The sequence below is a fragment of the Streptomyces auratus genome, from assembly GCF_050433025.1.
In the GTDB taxonomy this organism is placed as follows: Bacteria; Actinomycetota; Actinomycetes; order Streptomycetales; family Streptomycetaceae; genus Streptomyces; species Streptomyces sioyaensis.
This window is the reverse complement of sequence record NZ_JBNGCB010000003.1, coordinates 1,062,158-1,079,076: the sequence shown is the minus strand read 5'-3', so window position 1 is coordinate 1,079,076 and position 16,919 is coordinate 1,062,158. Positions and strand designations below refer to the sequence as shown.

Annotated in this window: 17 protein-coding genes; 9 read left to right on the top strand and 8 right to left on the bottom strand. The window is 72.3% G+C overall.

Translation table 11 applies throughout. The features are described 5' to 3' along the window. The first annotated feature begins 21 nt into the window (after nt 1-21). Both BKA18_RS24465 and BKA18_RS24460 read left to right on the top strand, forming a co-directional pair. Nucleotides 22-966, top strand: a complete 945-nt coding sequence (locus BKA18_RS24465; protein WP_006603165.1) for an amino acid ABC transporter permease — start codon at nt 22-24, stop codon at nt 964-966. A gap of 47 nt (nt 967-1,013) precedes the next feature. Continuing rightward, nucleotides 1,014-1,766 (top strand): amino acid ABC transporter ATP-binding protein, encoded by a 753-nt coding sequence (locus BKA18_RS24460; protein WP_006603166.1) that lies wholly within the window; start codon nt 1,014-1,016, stop codon nt 1,764-1,766. Between the two features lie 86 nt (nt 1,767-1,852). Here BKA18_RS24460 and BKA18_RS24455 read toward each other — a convergent pair whose 3' ends face one another. Next, entirely contained in the window at nt 1,853-2,614 is a 762-nt protein-coding gene (locus BKA18_RS24455) for a class I SAM-dependent methyltransferase (RefSeq protein ID WP_366045563.1), read from the bottom strand. 106 nt (nt 2,615-2,720) lie between these two features. Here BKA18_RS24455 and BKA18_RS24450 point away from each other — a divergent pair, with 106 nt between their 5' ends. Next, the gene (locus BKA18_RS24450; protein WP_366045564.1) at nt 2,721-3,386 is read left to right on the top strand and encodes a CGNR zinc finger domain-containing protein; all 666 of its coding nucleotides are present in this window, start codon (nt 2,721-2,723) and stop codon (nt 3,384-3,386) included. On the opposite strand, the gene sodX is transcribed toward BKA18_RS24450, so the two are convergent. Next, nucleotides 3,290-3,760 (bottom strand): nickel-type superoxide dismutase maturation protease, encoded by a 471-nt coding sequence (sodX, locus tag BKA18_RS24445; RefSeq protein WP_093485127.1) that lies wholly within the window; start codon nt 3,758-3,760, stop codon nt 3,290-3,292. The two genes, BKA18_RS24450 and sodX, sit on opposite strands and share 97 nt — an antisense overlap. A 207-nt stretch (nt 3,761-3,967) precedes the next feature. Here sodX and sodN point away from each other — a divergent pair, with 207 nt between their 5' ends. Beyond that, entirely contained in the window at nt 3,968-4,363 is a 396-nt protein-coding gene (gene sodN / locus BKA18_RS24440) for a superoxide dismutase, Ni (protein ID WP_006603170.1), read from the top strand. 150 nt (nt 4,364-4,513) lie between these two features. Here sodN and BKA18_RS24435 read toward each other — a convergent pair whose 3' ends face one another. Continuing rightward, nucleotides 4,514-5,800 (bottom strand): cation:proton antiporter, encoded by a 1,287-nt coding sequence (locus BKA18_RS24435; RefSeq protein ID WP_366045565.1) that lies wholly within the window; start codon nt 5,798-5,800, stop codon nt 4,514-4,516. Between the two features lie 238 nt (nt 5,801-6,038). Between BKA18_RS24435 and BKA18_RS24430 the strand changes: the two genes are divergently transcribed. Next, complete coding sequence (locus BKA18_RS24430; RefSeq protein WP_366045566.1) at nt 6,039-7,349, top strand: RNA polymerase sigma factor; 1,311 nt, start codon at nt 6,039-6,041, stop codon at nt 7,347-7,349. A 215-nt stretch (nt 7,350-7,564) separates the two neighbouring features. Beyond that, nucleotides 7,565-8,254 (top strand): hypothetical protein, encoded by a 690-nt coding sequence (locus BKA18_RS24425; protein ID WP_366045567.1) that lies wholly within the window; start codon nt 7,565-7,567, stop codon nt 8,252-8,254. 28 nt (nt 8,255-8,282) lie between these two features. Here BKA18_RS24425 and BKA18_RS24420 read toward each other — a convergent pair whose 3' ends face one another. Then, nucleotides 8,283-9,242, bottom strand: a complete 960-nt coding sequence (locus BKA18_RS24420; RefSeq protein WP_366045568.1) for a LysR family transcriptional regulator — start codon at nt 9,240-9,242, stop codon at nt 8,283-8,285. Nucleotides 9,243-9,460: 218 nt separating this feature from the next. Here BKA18_RS24420 and snpA point away from each other — a divergent pair, with 218 nt between their 5' ends. Next, nucleotides 9,461-10,129, top strand: coding sequence for a snapalysin (snpA, locus tag BKA18_RS24415; RefSeq protein WP_366045569.1), 669 nt, complete (start codon nt 9,461-9,463; stop codon nt 10,127-10,129). Between the two features lie 218 nt (nt 10,130-10,347). Here snpA and crcB (BKA18_RS24410) read toward each other — a convergent pair whose 3' ends face one another. The 4 genes from crcB (BKA18_RS24410) to BKA18_RS24395 all read right to left on the bottom strand — a co-directional run bounded on the left by crcB (BKA18_RS24410) (nt 10,348) and on the right by BKA18_RS24395 (nt 12,922). Beyond that, on the bottom strand, nt 10,348-10,722 hold the full coding sequence (gene crcB, locus BKA18_RS24410) for a fluoride efflux transporter CrcB (RefSeq protein WP_366045570.1): 375 nt from the start codon (nt 10,720-10,722) through the stop codon (nt 10,348-10,350). After that, the gene (locus tag BKA18_RS24405) at nt 10,719-11,105 is read right to left on the bottom strand and encodes a DUF190 domain-containing protein (protein WP_006603177.1); all 387 of its coding nucleotides are present in this window, start codon (nt 11,103-11,105) and stop codon (nt 10,719-10,721) included. Before BKA18_RS24405 ends, crcB (BKA18_RS24410) begins: the two co-directional genes overlap by 4 nt. After that, the gene (gene crcB, locus BKA18_RS24400; protein ID WP_006603178.1) at nt 11,102-11,539 is read right to left on the bottom strand and encodes a fluoride efflux transporter CrcB; all 438 of its coding nucleotides are present in this window, start codon (nt 11,537-11,539) and stop codon (nt 11,102-11,104) included. Before crcB (BKA18_RS24400) ends, BKA18_RS24405 begins: the two co-directional genes overlap by 4 nt. A 297-nt stretch (nt 11,540-11,836) precedes the next feature. Continuing rightward, nucleotides 11,837-12,922 carry a magnesium and cobalt transport protein CorA gene (locus BKA18_RS24395; RefSeq protein ID WP_366045625.1) on the bottom strand — a complete coding sequence of 362 codons (1,086 nt, stop codon included), beginning with the start codon at nt 12,920-12,922 and terminating at the stop codon, nt 11,837-11,839. Between the two features lie 400 nt (nt 12,923-13,322). On the opposite strand from BKA18_RS24395, the gene BKA18_RS24390 reads away from it, so the two are divergent. Together BKA18_RS24390 and BKA18_RS24385 are read left to right on the top strand one after the other, a co-directional pair. After that, nucleotides 13,323-15,650, top strand: a complete 2,328-nt coding sequence (locus tag BKA18_RS24390; protein ID WP_366045571.1) for a heavy metal translocating P-type ATPase — start codon at nt 13,323-13,325, stop codon at nt 15,648-15,650. Between the two features lie 298 nt (nt 15,651-15,948). Further along, the gene (locus tag BKA18_RS24385) at nt 15,949-16,887 is read left to right on the top strand and encodes a beta-ketoacyl-ACP synthase III (protein ID WP_366045572.1); all 939 of its coding nucleotides are present in this window, start codon (nt 15,949-15,951) and stop codon (nt 16,885-16,887) included. Nucleotides 16,888-16,919: the final 32 nt, after the last annotated feature.

The window sequence follows — 16,919 nt, the reverse complement described above, 5'->3', positions numbered from 1 at the left end:
GAATGCTGAAAGGCAACACCCGTGTCAGTTGACGTCGACAAGTCGGCCCAGCCGCCGGCGGACGCTCCGCCGCCCCAGCCCGAGCCCCTCAAGGCCATCCCGGTCCGCCATTACGGGCGCTGGGTGGCGGCGGTCGTCGTCCTCGGACTGGTCGCCCTGCTCGGCCGGGCCTTCGCCTCCGGGAACGTCAACTGGGACGCCATCCCCCAGTACATGTTCAACGCGGACATCCTCAAGGGCCTGCGCAACACCCTGCTGATCACCGTGCTGTCGATGATCATCGGCATCGTCCTCGGGGTGATCCTGGCCGTGATGCGCCAGTCCAAGAACCCGGTGACCTCGACGGTCGCCTGGTTCTACGTCTGGTTCTTCCGCGGTACGCCGGTCTACGTCCAGCTGTTCCTCTGGTTCAACCTGGGCCTGGTCTTCCAGTACATCGACATCATGCCGATCTACAAGGACGAGTGGTCGGACTTCATGACCCCGTTCCTGTGTGCGCTGCTGGGCCTCGGGCTCAACGAGGCCGCGTACATGGCGGAGATCTGCCGGGCCGGTCTGAACGCGGTCGACGAGGGCCAGACCGAGGCGGCGCACGCGCTGGGCATGAGCCACGCCAAGACGCTGCGCCGGATCATCGTGCCGCAGGCGATGCGGGTGATCGTGCCGCCGACCGGCAACGAGGTCATCAACATGCTGAAGACCTCCTCGCTGGTCATCGCCGTCCAGTACTACGACCTGCTGCAGGCCGCCCAGAACGTCGGCCGGGACTCGGGCGTCGTGGTGGAGATGCTGATCCTCGCCGCCGCCTGGTACCTGATCGCCACCACGGTGCTGAGCATCGGCCAGTACTACCTGGAGCGTTACTACGCCCGCGGCTCCAGCCGCCAGCTTCCGCCCACCCCGCTCCAGCGCGTCAAGGCGAAGCTGGCCGGCGGCCTCAACCGCTCCGCCGGAGGTGCGGCATGACCACCAAGATGACGACGAGCAAGGCCGCGGGCACCAGCGGCGGCCCGATGGTCAAGGCCGAGGGCGTCCACAAGTCCTTCGGCACGGCCCACATCCTCAAGGGCATCGACCTGGAGGTGGCGCCCCGGGAGGTCTTCTGCCTGATCGGCCCGTCCGGTTCCGGCAAGTCGACGTTCCTGCGCTGCATCAACCACCTGGAGAAGGTCAACGCCGGCCGGCTGTCCGTCGACGGCGAACTGGTCGGCTACCGCGAGCACAACGGCAAGCTCTACGAGCTGCGCGACAAGGAGGTCGCCGCCCGGCGCCGCGACATCGGCATGGTCTTCCAGCGCTTCAACCTCTTCCCGCACATGACCGCGGTGGAGAACATCATGGAGGCGCCGATCCAGGTCAAGGGCGAGTCCAGGGCCGCCGCCCGGGAGCGCGCGACCAAGCTGCTGGACCGCGTCGGCCTCGCCGACAAGGCCGCGAACTACCCCTCGCAGCTCTCCGGCGGCCAGCAGCAGCGCGTCGCCATCGCCCGGGCGCTGGCGATGGAGCCGAAGCTGATGCTCTTCGACGAGCCGACCTCGGCGCTCGACCCGGAGCTGGTCGGTGACGTGCTGGACGTCATGAAGGACCTGGCCGCGGATGGGATGACGATGATCGTCGTGACCCATGAGATGGGCTTCGCCCGCGAGGTCGGCGACTCGCTGGTCTTCATGGACGACGGCGTGGTCGTCGAATCCGGCCATCCGCGCGAGGTGCTGGGCAACCCCCAGCACGAGCGGACGAAGTCGTTCCTCTCGAAGGTCCTGTAGCGCCCGTCGAGCGAGCGGGGTGCCCTGTGCGGTGACGTCCGCACGGGGCGCCACCGCGGTGCACACGCACCGCCGCGGCGCCGGGCCTACTTCAGGCCCAGCACCATCGCATCCGTCGGCGAGGACCACACCGTCCGCGCCTCCTCGAAGCCGGACTCGCGCAGCACCTGGGCATGCCATGCCGCCGACGGCGTCTCCCCGTCCGCGTGCTCGCCGAAGATCTCGAAGCGCTCGGCGGTCGGCGCGGCCAGCCGCGGGTCGGCGGCGGCCAGTTGCCACCACTCGGCCCAGTCGACGGCGCCGGCCGCCTTCGCCTCGTCCCGCCGCGCATGCCGGAAAGCGCGGTCGGCGGCGTTGATCCGCGGGGTGGCCTCGTCGGGCATCCGGTCGGCGTTCAGGAAGACCCCGCCGTCCCGCACCAGGCCGCCGAGCTGCCCGTACAGCCCGCGCAACTCCCCGCTGTGCAGCCAGTGCAGGGCGGTGGCGGAGAGCACCGCGTCGTACGAGGCGTGCGGCAGCTTCGCCGTCCACTCGGGGTCCTTGAGATCGGCCCGCACGAAGCGGACCCGGCGCTCGCCGGCGAAGTACCCTTCCGCGATGGCCAGCAGCGCGGGATCCAGATCGACGCCCACACTCTCGGCCCCGGGGAACCGCTGCAGCAGCCGGTCGGAGATACTGCCCGTGCCGCAGGCGAGGTCCAGGACCCGGGGAGCGGGACCCACCAGCGCCTCGACCATGTCCAGCATCACCCGGAAGCGCTCCTCGCGGTCGGGGAGGTACCACTCCTGCTGGCGGTCCCAACTGTTCTGCCACGCCTGCCAGTCGGCGCCGACGACGGTCTCGGTCATCGCTTCCCCTTCAGGGTGTACACCAGGGTGTAATACCCTTGTAGCCATATCGCCCATTACCTCATCCAGCATTCCGTACCTTAGCCCCCGCCCGTAAGGACTACAAGTGGAACTGGCCTATTACTCGGACTATGCGGTGCGACTGGTCAACACCGAGCAGCCCGAGCGCGGCACCGACAGCCTCACCTCGGTCGAGGCGGTACGGGAACTCTTCGGCCCCGCCCAGCAGGCCGCCCGGCGCGCGACCGACAGCGACGTCACGCGCCTGCGGACGGTCCGCGCCCGGCTGCGCGCCGTCTTCGAGGCCGCCGACGCCGGCGACGAGGTGCTGGCCGTGGACCTCCTCAACGCCCTGATGATGGAGTTCCCCGTCAGCCCGCAGATCTCCGGGCATGAGCACCGCGACGATGGGGGCACCTCCCGCTCGAGCCGAGCCGAGAGTGGGGGAGGCCGCCCCGACTGGCACATGCACATCGCCGACCACGCGGCCAACGCCACCGCCGGCTACACCGCCACCGCCTGTATGGGCCTGGCCTTCCACCTCACCGACCTGGGCGTGGACCGCCTCGGCATCTGTCAGGCGCGCCCCTGCCGGAACGTCTACCTGGACACCTCCACCAACCGCTCCCGGCGCTACTGCTCCGACCGCTGCGCCACCCGCGCCAACGTCGCCGCCTACCGGGCCCGCAAGCGGCTGGAGAGCGAGCGCTCGGCGCGTACCGGCCGCACCGCCGAGACCACCCAGGACAGCACCCCGGCGACCGACCGCTGAACCCCGCGCGGCGGGCGGACCCGCACCCAGGCGCGGGCGATGACCAGTTCGTCCGGAACCACCCCGAATTCCCGGCTGTCGTTCTCGACGAACGGATTGTCCCCCTGGACCCACCAGCCGCCGTCCCGCCGCTGTACGGCCCGCTTGACGATCAGCAGATCCTGCCGGAACGGATGCCGCAGCACGACCACGGCGCCGGGCCGCACCGCCGCCCCGTACTGCACCACCAGCTGGTCACCGGGCTGCAGCGTCGGCACCATCGATGGGTTGTACACCTCGGCCAGCCCGAACGCCCGCAGCGGCCCGCCCCGCCCCTGCCCCGCTTCCGCGCCCTCGCCCTGCCCGGGCCCGCGCTCGTGCACCTGCTCCGGCATCCCGTACCTCCCGGTCCAGCCCCGGTCCGACCCTCCCCCGGACTCCGTCCGGGGGCACCCCCATCTCGCTTCGCTCACCGGCCCATCCTCCATCAGTCCCAGCGCGACACCGGACTTTTGCCCTAAGCCCCCCGGGCCGCCCGAGAAAAGCCTTCCCCCACCGAGTAATCTCGCACCTGAGAAGACGATCACGAGGAAGGACTGAACATGCTTTCGCGCCTGTTCGCCCCCAAGGTGAAGGTCAGCGCCCACTGCGACCTGCCCTGCGGCGTCTACGACCCGGCCCAGGCCCGCATCGAGGCCGAGTCGGTCAAGGCCGTCCAGGAGAAGTACCAGGCCAACGAGGATGCGGACTTCCGCACCCGCGCCGTCCTGATCAAGGAGCAGCGCGCCGAGCTGGCCAAGCACCACGTCTCGGTGCTGTGGAGCGACTACTTCAAGCCCCCGCACTTCGAGAAGTACCCGCAGCTGCACCAGCTGGTGAACGACACCCTCAAGGCCCTCAGCACCGCCAAGGGTTCCAACGACCCGAAGACGGGCGAGAAGGCGCTGGAGCTCATCGCCGAGATCGACCGGATCTTCTGGGAGACCAAGAAGGCCTGACCTCGGTCCGGACGGCCTGACCTGCACTGCGCGGGTCGCGTGGCCACCTGTCCGCACCCGGTCCGCGGGGCGCCGCACATGGCGTCCATGACGGAGCGGGTGCGGTCTTCTTTTTCCGGCGGCAGGGGTGCCAGGTCCCACCGGTGGCGTTCACGGGCGGCTGGGGCCGCCCCGTCGCCGGACCCGGTGCAGACCGCCGCCCGCCATGCCCCGCACGGGCAGTTCGTCCGCCGGGGCGGCGGCGGGGCCGGTGTCGTCGACCGCCCGCCCGTAGCGCCGGGCCAGCGGGGCGGAGGTGAGGCCGTGGGCGAGGACGCTGAGCAGGACCGTGCAGGCCAGCACCGGGAGCACCGGGTGGGCTCCGGCGGGGTCGAGCTCCTCGACCGCGAGCAGGCCGAAGATGACCGAGGCCAGTCCGCGGGGCCCGAACCAGCCGACGAACAGCACCGTTCGGGCGTCCAGACCGCTGCCGGCCAGGCACAGCGCCACCGGCACCATGCGGATCACCGTCAGGCTCAGGACGGCGTAGAGCACGGCCTGCCAGGTGAAGTCGGCGGCCATCTGCGGGAGCAGGAGGGTGCCGAAGACCAGCCACACCAGCACGGACAGCAGGGCCGCGGACTGCTCGACGTACCCCAGCACCCGCTGCGGCGCTCCGTGCATCGTGCCGAACGCCAGCCCGGCGACGAAGGCGGCGACGAAGCCGTTGCCGCCGAGGGCGAGGGCCGAGGTGTAGCCGAGCAGGGACAGCGCCAGGACGCCCGCGCCGGCGAAGTCCTCGGCCGCCCAGCCGTTGCGCAGCGTGGTTCTCAGCAGCCAGCCGGCGGCCAGGCCGACCACCGCGCCGTACGCCGCACCGACGGCGAGCTCCACCACGGCATGACCGGTGGCGTCCGGTCCGGCAGTTCCCCCGGCCGATGCCATCCCGGCCAGGGCGAGCACCACCAGCGGGGTGACGATGCCGTCGTTGAGGCCGCTCTCCACGTTGATGACCCGGCGGATCTTCACCGGTACCTCCGGGTTGACCATCATCGTGGCGCCGAGCGCGGCGTCCGTCGGAGCGAGCGCGGCCCCGACGTACAGGGCGGCCCAGCCCGAGACGCCGGGCAGCAGGGCGGCCGCCAGCAGCGTGCCCAGACCCACGCACAGCGGCAGTCCGATGCCCAGCAGCCTTACGTAGAGGCCGAGTTCGGGGCGCAGGGCACGGAAGGAGAGCCGTGCGGCGTCGGTGAAGAGCACCCACACCAGGGTGACCTCGGCCAGCGTCTTGACCGTTTCGTGCGACAGCGCGAGGTGGAGGGTCCCGGTGCCCTCGCCCAGCAGCAGGCCCAGCAGCACGAAGGCGGCCGGAGCGGTGAGTTCGAAGCGCTCCATCCGCCGTGAGCACAGGCACCACAGGAACAGCAGGAGCAGGACCAGGGAAAGGGTGCCGTCCACGGGGGCTCTCCAGGGCTCGGCCTCGTCGGCCTTCGGGCCCCCAACTCTCGGGCATCACACCCGGCACCGGGCGGCGCGCGGCAGGCCGGGGCGCCGCCTTTCACGCTGCTGGCGGAAGGGCCGGGCGGCGGGGTGGCGCTCTGCGGCCACCAGGGCGTCAGCCGGCCGCCGGCCAGGGCCCCCGCCCGGCCCCGTCGCGCGGTGCCGGATTGCCGCGGCGGGGCCCGGATGCTCTGATGTGGCGGTGACGGCAACAGGCGACGCGCGACGCGCGGTCGAGGCGGTGTTCCGGATCGAGTCGGCGCGGCTGATCGCCGGGCTCACCCGGATCGTGCGCGACGTGGGGCTCGCCGAGGAGCTGGCCCAGGACGCCATGGTGGCCGCGCTGGAGCGGTGGCCGGAGACCGGCGTCCCGGACAATCCGGGTGCCTGGCTGATGGCGACCGCCAGGAACCGTGCGATCGATCTGCTGCGCAGACAGGAGCGGCTGGCCCGCAAGGTCGAGCTGCTCGGGCGGGACGCGGAGCGCGGTCCCGGCCTGTCGGAGGCGGACTTCGCACGGGTCGAGGACCGCGCGGGGATCGAGGACGATCTGCTGCGGCTGGTGTTCCTCTCGTGCCATCCGGTGCTGTCCACCCCGGCGCGGGTGGCGCTGACCCTGCGGCTGGTGGGCGGGCTGCGGACCGACGAGATCGCCCGCGCGTTCCTGACGTCCGAGGCGACCGTGCAGCAGCGGATCGTCCGGGCGAAGAAGCGGCTCGCCGACGCGCGGGTGCCGTTCGAGGTGCCGGCCAGGGCGGAGTGGGGCGAGCGGCTCTCGTCGGTGCTGGAGGTCGTCTATCTGGTCTTCAACGAGGGGTATGCGGCGACGGCCGGGGACGACTGGATGCGGCCGGCGCTGTGCGAGGACGCGCTGCGGCTGGGACGGATGGTGGCCGGGCTGCTGCCGAAGGAGCCGGAGGCGCACGGGCTGGTGGCGCTGATGGAGATCCAGGCCTCGCGGTCGGCCGCGCGGACCGGGCCGACGGGTGAGCCGGTGCTGCTGCTGGAGCAGAACCGGTCGCGCTGGGACCGGCTGCTGATCCGGCGCGGGCTGGCCGCGCTCGCCCGCGCCGAGGAGCTGGGCGGCGCCCTCGGCCCGTACGCCCTGCAGGCCGCGATCGCCGCCTGCCACGCCCGGGCGCGCACCGCCCAGGAGACGGACTGGCCGCGGATCGCGGTGCTGTACGAGGCACTGGGGCAGGTCGCGCCGTCCCCGGTCGTGGAGCTGAACCGGGCGGTGGCGGTGGGCATGGCGTTCGGCGCCGCCCAGGGCCTGGCGGTGGCGGACGGGCTGGCGGCGGAACCGGCGCTCGCGGGCTACCACCTCCTGCCGAGCGTGCGCGGCGATCTGCTCGCCCGGCTGGGGCGCGCGGCCGAGGCCCGGCAGGAGTTTCTGCGGGCCGCCGCGCTGACCCGCAACGCCCGGGAACGGACCCTCCTGGAGGAGCGGGCGGCGGAGCAGGAGGAGGAGGGGGGCACGGGCCATGGCCGCCCGCCCGAGAGCTGAGATCCGCCGCGCCGTACGGGAGCTGCCTTCCTCGGCGGCGCCCCTAGGGGGTGTCTCTCCGATCTCCGTGGGCCTGCGACGCCTGGCACCGCAGGCTGATCCACGGAGACCGCAGAGACACCCCCTACCGCACGGGCGGATTGCCGCAAAGCGGAACAGACAGCATCATGTGCGAGGTGGACCCGCCCGCCACCGTGACTGGAAATGACCTGCCGATGTCTCGTACTCCGCCGGCCCCCGAGGGGCGCGCCCGGGCGGCGCTGCCGGTGCTCGCCCTCACCATGGCATCGGCCCTCTTCCTGGTGTCCGGCTGCACCGGGGCCGGTGAGGCCAAGAGCGCCGGCCACACGCCGGCCGCTTCGGCCCCCCAGCAGATGTGGGCCCCCAAAACGCCCCCGCCCCCGCTCGCCGAGCCCAACTCGAAGATCACCGACGGCGTGCCGTCACCGGTGCGCGGGCTGCCGCGGGTGCCGTCCGGCGACATCCACCAGGTCTCGGCGCTCGCCATCGCCAAGGCCCGGCTCACCACGATGACCAGCCCCCTCGACGAAGAGGGCACGGACGAGAAGATCAAGAACTGCAAGGCCGTCGGGCAGGAATCGTGCCCGGTCCGGTCGCCGCAGTACCGGGACCTGAACGGCGACGGCAAGGACGAGCTGCTGCTCGGGATCGCCTCGGGGCCGTACTTCCTGTTCCTGTGGGCCTTCACGGTCAAGGACGGCCGGGTCACCCTGATCCTCGACCAGGCCGAGCGCCCCCGGTCGGTGAAATTGTCGGGCCGTGACGTGATCGTGCGGGAGCCGGCCGACAACGGTTATGACATCCGCCGGGTCTACTCGTGGGACAAGCGGGAGCAGGCCATGGACGAGCGGACCTACGCATACGTGGAGTCAAGCCGTAAATGAGCCGTCGGCCGGCGCCCGGCGCTCCGCGCTACCTCCCCACCGACAACATCCCGTCATGGCGCACCAGCCACGCCCGGTACGCCTCGCTCGCCCAGGCGATCTCCATGTACGAGGCGGTCAGATCGGCGAACAGGTCGTCCGCGGAGGCGGCCGGGGCGGCGTCCTGGCGGCAGGCCATGAAGAGGCGGACGGCCAGCGGGTCGCCGTACAGGGGGCGGATCGCCATGCCGTGCCGGGAGCGGGCGGTCGGCTGGCACGGGGTGACCACCTCGCCGGCCGTGACGAGGTCGACCGCGGTGAGGTAGTCGCCGTGCACGACCCGCGGGGTGATGCCGGCCGCGGCCCAGATGCGGCGCAGCCCCGCCCATTCGCCGTCCACGGTCGGGTCGACCATCCACTGGTCGTCGGCGAGGTCCGCCACCCGCACGACGGCCCGGGCGGCCGCCGGGTGGTTGTCCGCCAGGGCGATGAACTGCGGTTCCCTGGCGACGAGTTCATGCTCGACCAGGCCGTCGGGAACCCGCAGCGGCGCGCCCTCGACCTCGTGGACGAAGGCGGCGTCGAGTTGTCCCGTCGCCACCATGTGGAGCAGGGCATTGGCCGACACATCGGCTCTTATCGTGGTGTCCGTCTCCGGCAGCCGCACCCGGAGCCGTCGCAGCCAGCCCGCGACGGCGGGGCTGTTGGTGCTGCCGATGTGCAGTCGTGCGCCCCGTTCGTGGTGGGAGGCCGAGGCGATTTCGTCGATGAGTGCCCGCATTTCGGCCACGATCGGCCGGGCCCGGCACAGCACCGCATGCCCCAGCGGGGTGGGCCGGCTGCCGGTCGGTTCCCGGAAGAACAGCTGGCCGCCGAGGGCCTTCTCGATGCGGTGGAGCTGGGTGGTCAGGGAGGGCTGGGTCATGCCGAGCTGCCGCGCCGCCTTGCGTACGCTGCCGGTGTCGGCGATGGCGCACAATGCGCGAAGATGCCTGACCTCTAGCTCCACGTCCGGAGCATAACGAGGTCGGCATACGTCACACCAGACTCTCAAACCTGCCTCAACTCCCTTTTTTTCCGGGGTATTGGCCAGCGCTATCGGCACCTGGCATCTCCGTCCCGTGGGTGAACTGCGTCCAGACTCAACGGCACCAAGAAATCCGCAGGGCCCCGGTCGCCGCCCCACACGGCGACCGTACGGCCCTCGGAGCTTAAGGAGCCCCCCACATGAGATCTCCCAAGACAGCGCTGTCGGCAGCGCTCGGTCTGGGCCTCGCCGCCGCGCTCGCAGCCGCGGCGCCGGTTTCGGCAACCACCCCCTCCTCCCCCGTCAACTCCCACCACAGCACCCCCGCTTCGATCGCCGCCTACCAGGGTTCGGCGGCCGAGAAGGCCGACACCAAGGCGTTCTTCGAAGCAGTGATCAAGTCCGCGCGGGCCAAGATGAAGGCCCACCCGGGCGCGGCGACGGTCACCGTCACCTACGACGCCGGTGCGGCGCCGACGTACAAGAGCCAGATAGCCGAGAGCACCTCGATCTGGAACAGCGCGGTGCACAACGTGAAGCTGCAGGAGGGCAGCGGCGGCGACTTCCAGTACAAGGAAGGCGACGACCCACGCGGTTCGTACGCCAGCACCGACGGCCACGGCAAGGGCTATGTCTTCCTGGACCACAAGCAGAACCAGGAGTACAACTCCACCCGCGTGGCCGCACACGAGACCGGCCATGTGCTGGGCCTGCCGGACCACTACGAGGGTCCGTGCAGCGAGCTGATGTCCGGCGGCGGTCCCGGCACGTCGTGCCAGAACGCCCAGCCGGACGCGAACGAACGCGCCAAGGTGGACCAGCTCTGGGCCAACGGCCTGGCGGGCATCCGCCTCGGCAAGGCCTCCTGACCCACTCGGAGGCGCTCCGGAAACAACGAAGTTCGGCGGTGGCCCAGCGGCCTGGGCCCGGCTGACGGCAGCCGGTTCCGCGCACGGCCTGGGGCTGACGAGTACCGGTACCTGGCGGACGGCGCTCGTATCCCCACCAGCCCTCGCATCTCTGCGCCGCCCGTGCGGTGGGGCTCGCTACGAGCCCCACCGTTTTCGTCTGTCCGCGACCGCGCCGGTCAGCCCCACAGCGACTGCGCGGCGGCCGCACCGGCGAACGCGGCCGCGAGCCCGGCCAGCACGCTCGCCACGACATTGGCCGCGGCATAGCCGCGCGCCCCGTCCGCCGCCAGCCGCAGCGTCTCGTAGGAGAACGTCGAGTACGTGGTCAGCGCCCCGCACAGGCCGGTGCCCAGCAGCAGTTGGAGGTGCGAGGAGGCGGCGCCGGCGGCGGCCGCTCCGGTCAGCACCCCGAGGATCAGCGAGCCGACGACATTGACGGTGAAGGTCCCCCAGGGGAAGACCGTGTCGTGCCGGGACTGCACGGCGCGGTCGGTCAGGAACCGCAGCGGCGCACCCACCATCGCACCGACCACCACGAGCAGCCAGTTCACCCGCGCCCGCCCTCGTCCGCGGCCGGGCGGTCCGGGCGGGGATAGGTGAGCGCCTCGCAGGGGTCGAGCGTCACCAGGCCGCCGCCCGCGAGGAGTTCGTCCAGCTCCGGCAGGAAGGCACGGATCCGCTCCTCGGTGTCCACGACGACGACCGCGACCGGCAGGTCCTCGCTCATCGACAGCAGCCGCTGGGTGTGGATGAGGGAGGTGGCGCCGAAGCCCTCGACGCCGCGGAAGACGCTGGCGCCGGCCAGTCCGGCCCGGCGGGCGCGGTGCACCAGCTCCGCGTACAGCGGCTTGTGGTGCCAGGCCTCCTGTTCGCCGACGAAGACCGTGAGCCGCAGCGCGGGGGCGCCGCCGGGAAGTGCCGTGCCGTGTGTCATGCCGTCCGCCGCCTCAGTTCGAGAAGTGCGCGCGTGCCCGCCACCGCCGCCCAGACGGCCGCCAGCGCGAGGAGCAGGGTGCCCGCGAGATACGCCATGGCCAGCGCCGGCCGGCGGGCCTCGACCAGCCGCTGGATGTCGACGGCGTAGGTGGAAAAGGTGGTGAAGCCGCCGAGGATGCCGGTGCCGAGGAAGGGACGCACCAGCCGGTGGGCCGAGCGGACCTCGGTGATCACCACCATCAGGACGCCCATCAGTGCACAGCCGACGGCATTGACGGTCAGGGTCGTCCAGGGGAAGGTGCCGCCGGCGGTGGGCCAGAGGAGGCCTGCGCCGTAACGGGCCGTGGCACCGATCGCGCCGCCCACGGCCACCACGCCGATCACCGGCCACTGGCCCTGCCAGGGCGCCGCCCCGCGGCGTCGCTCGTCCATGGTTCTCCCGAGATCATCGGCGACCTCAGGCTACCTCTGCCCCTGTGCACCGGCCACACAGGGGCGCCGCCCCCGGCCGCGTCCGGCCCGGCGGGTCGGACCGCCAGGACCGTCCGTGCGGGGTGCGGCCGGCCGAGGTTCCGGGCCGGCGGTTCGGTGACTTCCCGGACCCCGGTCTCCCCGCCGGGCCCGCCGGCGGCGATCGTGGCCGAGGACATGTCGTGGACGCCGATCAGGGGCGTCGCCCCCTCGGCCGCGCTCTCATCGGTCCTTAACCGCGCTCACCCACGGCGGCGGCTACAGCCAGCCGTTGCGCTTGAAGCCGCGGTGGATCACCCAGCAGGCGGCCACGATCAGCACCATCACCAGCGGATAACCGAACGTCCAGTGCTTTTCCGGCATATGGTCGAAATTCATGCCGTACACGCCGCACACCATGGTCGGCACGGCCAGGATCGCGACCCAGGCACTGATCCGGCGCATGTCCTCGTTCTGGGCGACGGTGACCTGGGCGAGATGGGCCTGAAGTATGGAGTTGAGCAGTTCGTCGAAGGCGGTGATCTGCTCGGTGACCCGGTCGAGGTGGTCGGCGACGTCCCGGAAGTACGTCGTGATCCTGGAGTCGACCTCCCGCATGGGGCGCGTCGCCAGCGCCTGCATCGGCCCGTCCAGGGGGGCCACCGCGCGCCTCAGTTCCAGCAGTTCGCGCTTGAGCTGGTAGATCCGGCCGGCGCCGCCGCTGCCACGGACCGAGAAGACCTCGCTCTCGACGTCGTCGATGTCGTCCTGGACGTCGGCCGTGACATCGAGGTAGTCGTCCACGACGAGGTCGGCGACCGCATGCAGCACGGCGGACGGGCCGAGCGCCAACTGCTCCGGCACGGACTCCAGTTGCTCCCGCAGCGGACCGAGCGAGCCGTGCCCGCCGTGCCGCACGGTGATCACGAAGTCGGTACCGGTGAAGACCATGATCTCGCCGGTCTCCACGACTTCGCTGGTGTCGGTGAGCCGGTCGTGCTCGACATAGCGGACGGTCTTGAAGACGGTGAACAGCGAGCCGTCGTAGTGCTCCAGCTTGGGCCGCTGGTGGGCGTAGACCGCATCCTCGACGGCGAGCGGGTGCAGCCCGAACAGCTCGACGATTCCGGCGAATTCCTTCTCGGACGGCTCATGCAGACCGATCCAGACAAATCCCCTGCCGGAGTCACGGACCCGCCGGATCGCCACATCGGCCGGGTGATCGCCGTCCTGCCGTACGCCGTCCACGTACACCGCGCAGTTCACCACGGCGGTACCGAGCGGCGAGCGCGCCGGGTGACTGAGGTCGACGCCCCGGGTGCGCGGCTGCGGCAGCCGGACGGCCTTACGGAGGTTGCTGATCATCGACACCGGGCCAGTATGGCCCGCAGCGGCCCGGGAGCGGTACGGCGGAGGGCGCCTTTTCACGCGGCGTGGCGGTAGGAAAACGCGCGGTGGCGCGTCGAGGTCCGGGCCGTGCGCCGGCCCGGGTGGCCCTGCGAGCGGCCAACTCGGCGGAGCGCACCGGACTTTCGCAGGCGTGACCGTCCACGCCGGGGCCGACGGAGCCGACCCACGGCCGGGCCGCGCCGGGAACCGCCCGCGACGGCCCGACCGCCGCCGATCCGGGGTAGCCGACGGTGTGTGCCTCGGCCCTCACCGGCCACGAGACGGCCGGGGTGAGCCATCACACGACCGGGAATACCCCGAGGGGGTATAAGGTTCTCCTGGGGACCGGCACCCGCAGCACACCGAGGAGCACTCAATGGCCACCGCGATCGGAGAGCACGGCGTCGAGTTGCAGATCGGCGGGATGACCTGCGCCTCGTGCGCCGCCCGCATCGAGAAGAAGCTCAACCGGATGGAAGGCGTCACCGCCACCGTCAACTACGCCACCGAGCGGGCGAGGGTGACCCTCGCGCAGGGCAGCGGCGTCGAGACCGCGGACCTGATCGCCACGGTGGAGAAGACCGGCTACACCGCCGCGCTCCCCCGGCCGCCGGCTGCCGCACCGGCCGCCGCACAGCTCCCCGGCGGTGCGGACCACGGCGCGGCGGACGGCGCGGACGGCGCGGACGGCGCCGACGACCGGGCCGAAGACAGCCATGCCCCCGACCCGCTCGCCCCCCTCCGCCAACGGCTGCTGATCTCCCTCGCGCTCTCCGTCCCGGTGGTGCTGATGGCGATGGTGGTGCCGCTGCAGTTCACCTACTGGCAGTGGCTGTCGCTGACCCTGGCCGCGCCGGTGGTGGCGTACGGCGCCTGGCCCTTCCACCGGGCGGCCTGGACGAACCTGCGGCACGGCGCCGCCACGATGGACACCCTCATCTCGATGGGCACCCTCGCCGCCATGGGCTGGTCGCTGTACGCGCTGTTCTTCGGCACCGCCGGCATGCCGGGGATGACCCACCCCTTCGCACTGACCCTCGCCCGCACCGACGGCGGCAGCGCCCTCTACCTGGAGGCCGCGGCCGGGGTCACCACCTTCATCCTGGCCGGCCGCTATGCCGAGGCCCGCTCGAAGCGGAAGGCGGGGGCGGCGCTGCGGGCGCTGCTGGAGCTGGGCGCCAAGGACGTCACGGTGCTGCGGGACGGCCGGGAGGTCCGCGTCCCGACCGCCGCACTGCGCGTCGGCGACCGCTTCACCGTCCGGCCCGGGGAGAAGATCGCCACCGACGGCACGGTGCTGGAGGGCGCCTCCGCCGTGGACGCCTCGATGCTCACCGGCGAGTCCGTACCGGTCGAGGTCTCCCCCGGCGACACCGTCACCGGCGCCACCGTCAACGCGGGCGGCCGGCTGGTCGTCGAGGCCACCCGGGTCGGCGCCGACACCCAGCTCGCCCGGATGGGACGGCTGGTCGAGGAGGCGCAGAACGGGAAGGCCGCGGCGCAGCGGCTGGCCGACCGGATCTCCGCGGTCTTCGTCCCGGTCGTGATCGTGCTCGCCCTGGGCACCCTCGGCTACTGGCTCACCGCCGGCGCGGGCGCGGCGGCCGCCTTCACCGCGGCCGTCGCCGTCCTGATCATCGCCTGCCCGTGCGCCCTGGGCCTGGCCACCCCCACCGCGCTGATGGCCGGTACCGGCCGCGGCGCCCAGCTCGGCATCCTGCTCAAGGGGCCCGAGGTGCTGGAGTCGACGCGGCGGGTGGACACCGTCGTCCTGGACAAGACCGGCACGGTCACCACCGGCGTGATGACGCTGACCGGGATCCATCTCGCCGAGGGTGCGTCGGAGGCGGAGGTGCTGCGGCTGGCCGGTGCGCTGGAGCACGCCTCCGAGCACCCCGTCGCCCGCGCCGTCGCCGCGCAGGCCGCGTCCCGCACCGGCACCCTGCCCACCCCCGCGGAGTTCACGAACGTGCCGGGCCTGGGCGTGACGGGAGTGGTCGAGGGCCACTCCGTCGTGGTGGGCCGCGCACAGCTGCTGGAGCAGCGGGAGCTGCCCCTGCCGCCCGCGCTGGCGGAGGCCCGGGCCGCGGCCGAGGCCCGGGGCCGTACCGCGATGGCCGTCGGCTGGGACGGCGCGGCGCGCGCGGTGCTGGTGGTGTCCGACGCGGTGAAGCCCACCAGCGCCGAGGCGGTGCGCCGGCTGCGCGCGCTGGGGCTGACCCCGGTGCTGCTGACCGGCGACAACCAGGCCGTCGCGGCGTCGGTCGCGGCCGAGGTCGGGATCGACGAGGTGATCGCCGAGGTGCTGCCCGAGGACAAGGTGGCGGTGGTGGAGCGGCTGCAGGCCGAGGGCCGCTCGGTCGCCATGGTCGGCGACGGCGTCAATGACGCGGCCGCGCTGGCCACCGCCGACCTGGGACTGGCGATGGGCACCGGCACCGACGCCGCCATCGAGGCCGGGGACCTCACCCTCGTCCGGGGCGACCTGCGGGCCGCGGCGGACGCCATCCGGCTGGCCCGCGCCACCCTCGGCACCATCCGGACCAATCTGTTCTGGGCGTTCGGCTACAACGTGGCGGCGCTGCCGCTGGCCGCGGCCGGCCTGCTCAACCCGATGATCGCCGGGGCCGCGATGGCCTGCTCGTCGGTCTTCGTCGTCGGCAACAGCCTGCGGCTGCGCCGCTTCCGGGCGCTCGCCGGGTAGCCGGGGACGCGCCCGACCGCCAGGAGGAGGACGCGCCCGCGAGCGGAGCAATACCCCCCGCGGGCCCTCGCTCTGCCGTTGGATCGGCCGGGCTGCTGCCCCTGCGCGATCCCGTGTCGCCGCCCGTGGGCGCCCCGCACCATAGGGGGCGCCCGGGGGTCGGGCACAGCGGGCGACAGCCCCGGTTCTGACAACTGTCTCCAGTTCTGGAGACGGAAGATTGGCAGTTCACGCAGCCACCGGCCGGGAGTGACGGGTGAGACTGGTGAGATACCACCCACGACGTACAGGGGATTTCATGACCGGGTCACGCATCCTGGCCCTCGGCCATTACCAGCCCTCCGCCGTGCTCACCAACGACGACCTGGCCAAGATCGTCGACACCGACGACGCCTGGATCCGCAGCCGGGTCGGTATCCGCACCCGCCATGTCGCCGCCCCGGACGAGACCGTGGACGCGATGGCGGCCGCCGCCGCGGCCAAGGCGCTGGCCGCCAGCGGACTGGCCCCGCAGGACATCGACCTGGTGTTGGTCGCCACCTGCACGGCCGCCGACCGCAGCCCCAACGCCGCGGCCCGGGTCGCCGCCCGGCTCGGGCTCAACGCCCCGGCCACCATGGACCTCAACGTCGTCTGCTCCGGCTTCACCCATGCGCTGGCCACCGCGGACCACGCCATCCGGGCCGGTTCCACGACAAATGCGCTGGTCATCGGCGCGGAGAAGTTCACCGACGTCGTCGACTGGACGGACCGCACGACCTGTGTGCTGGTCGGTGACGGGGCGGGGGCCGCCGTCGTCAGTGCCTCGCCGGACCCGGAGATCGGGCCGGTGCTGTGGGGCTCGGTGCCGCAGATGGGCGGTGCGGTCCGCATCGAGGGCGAGCCGGCCCGGTTCTCCCAGGAGGGCCAGACCGTCTACCGCTGGGCGACCACCCAGCTGCCGGCCATCGCCCGCCAGGTCTGCGAACGCTCCGGGATCACGCCCGCCGACCTCGCCGGAGTGGTGCTGCACCAGGCAAACCTGCGGATCATCGAGCCGGTCGCGGAGCGGCTCGGCGCGGTCAACGCGGTGGTCGCCAAGGACGTCGTCGACTCCGGGAACACCTCCGCGGCCTCCGTCCCGCTCGCGCTGTCCAAGCTGGTCGAACGGCGCGAGATCGCCGCCGGCGACCCGGTGCTGCTGTTCGCCTTCGGCGGCAACCTCTCGTACGCGGGCCAGGTCATCCGCTGCCCCTGAGGGGCACCGGGCCGAGTCCGGTCCATCGAGGG

What these genes read in the sequence shown, in the direction of transcription:
- BKA18_RS24460 (WP_006603166.1), top strand. Translation starts at nt 1,014, where the DNA reads ATGGTCAAGGCCGAGGGCGTCCACAAGTCCTTCGGCACGGCCCACATC.
- BKA18_RS24455 (WP_366045563.1), bottom strand. Translation starts at nt 2,614, where the DNA reads ATGACCGAGACCGTCGTCGGCGCCGACTGGCAGGCGTGGCAGAACAGT.
- sodX (WP_093485127.1), bottom strand. Translation starts at nt 3,760, where the DNA reads ATGCCGGAGCAGGTGCACGAGCGCGGGCCCGGGCAGGGCGAGGGCGCG.
- sodN (WP_006603170.1), top strand. Translation starts at nt 3,968, where the DNA reads ATGCTTTCGCGCCTGTTCGCCCCCAAGGTGAAGGTCAGCGCCCACTGC.
- BKA18_RS24425 (WP_366045567.1), top strand. Translation starts at nt 7,565, where the DNA reads ATGTCTCGTACTCCGCCGGCCCCCGAGGGGCGCGCCCGGGCGGCGCTG.
- snpA (WP_366045569.1), top strand. Translation starts at nt 9,461, where the DNA reads ATGAGATCTCCCAAGACAGCGCTGTCGGCAGCGCTCGGTCTGGGCCTC.
- BKA18_RS24405 (WP_006603177.1), bottom strand. Translation starts at nt 11,105, where the DNA reads ATGACACACGGCACGGCACTTCCCGGCGGCGCCCCCGCGCTGCGGCTC.
- crcB (WP_006603178.1), bottom strand. Translation starts at nt 11,539, where the DNA reads ATGGACGAGCGACGCCGCGGGGCGGCGCCCTGGCAGGGCCAGTGGCCG.
- BKA18_RS24395 (WP_366045625.1), bottom strand. Translation starts at nt 12,922, where the DNA reads ATGATCAGCAACCTCCGTAAGGCCGTCCGGCTGCCGCAGCCGCGCACC.
- BKA18_RS24390 (WP_366045571.1), top strand. Translation starts at nt 13,323, where the DNA reads ATGGCCACCGCGATCGGAGAGCACGGCGTCGAGTTGCAGATCGGCGGG.
- BKA18_RS24385 (WP_366045572.1), top strand. Translation starts at nt 15,949, where the DNA reads ATGACCGGGTCACGCATCCTGGCCCTCGGCCATTACCAGCCCTCCGCC.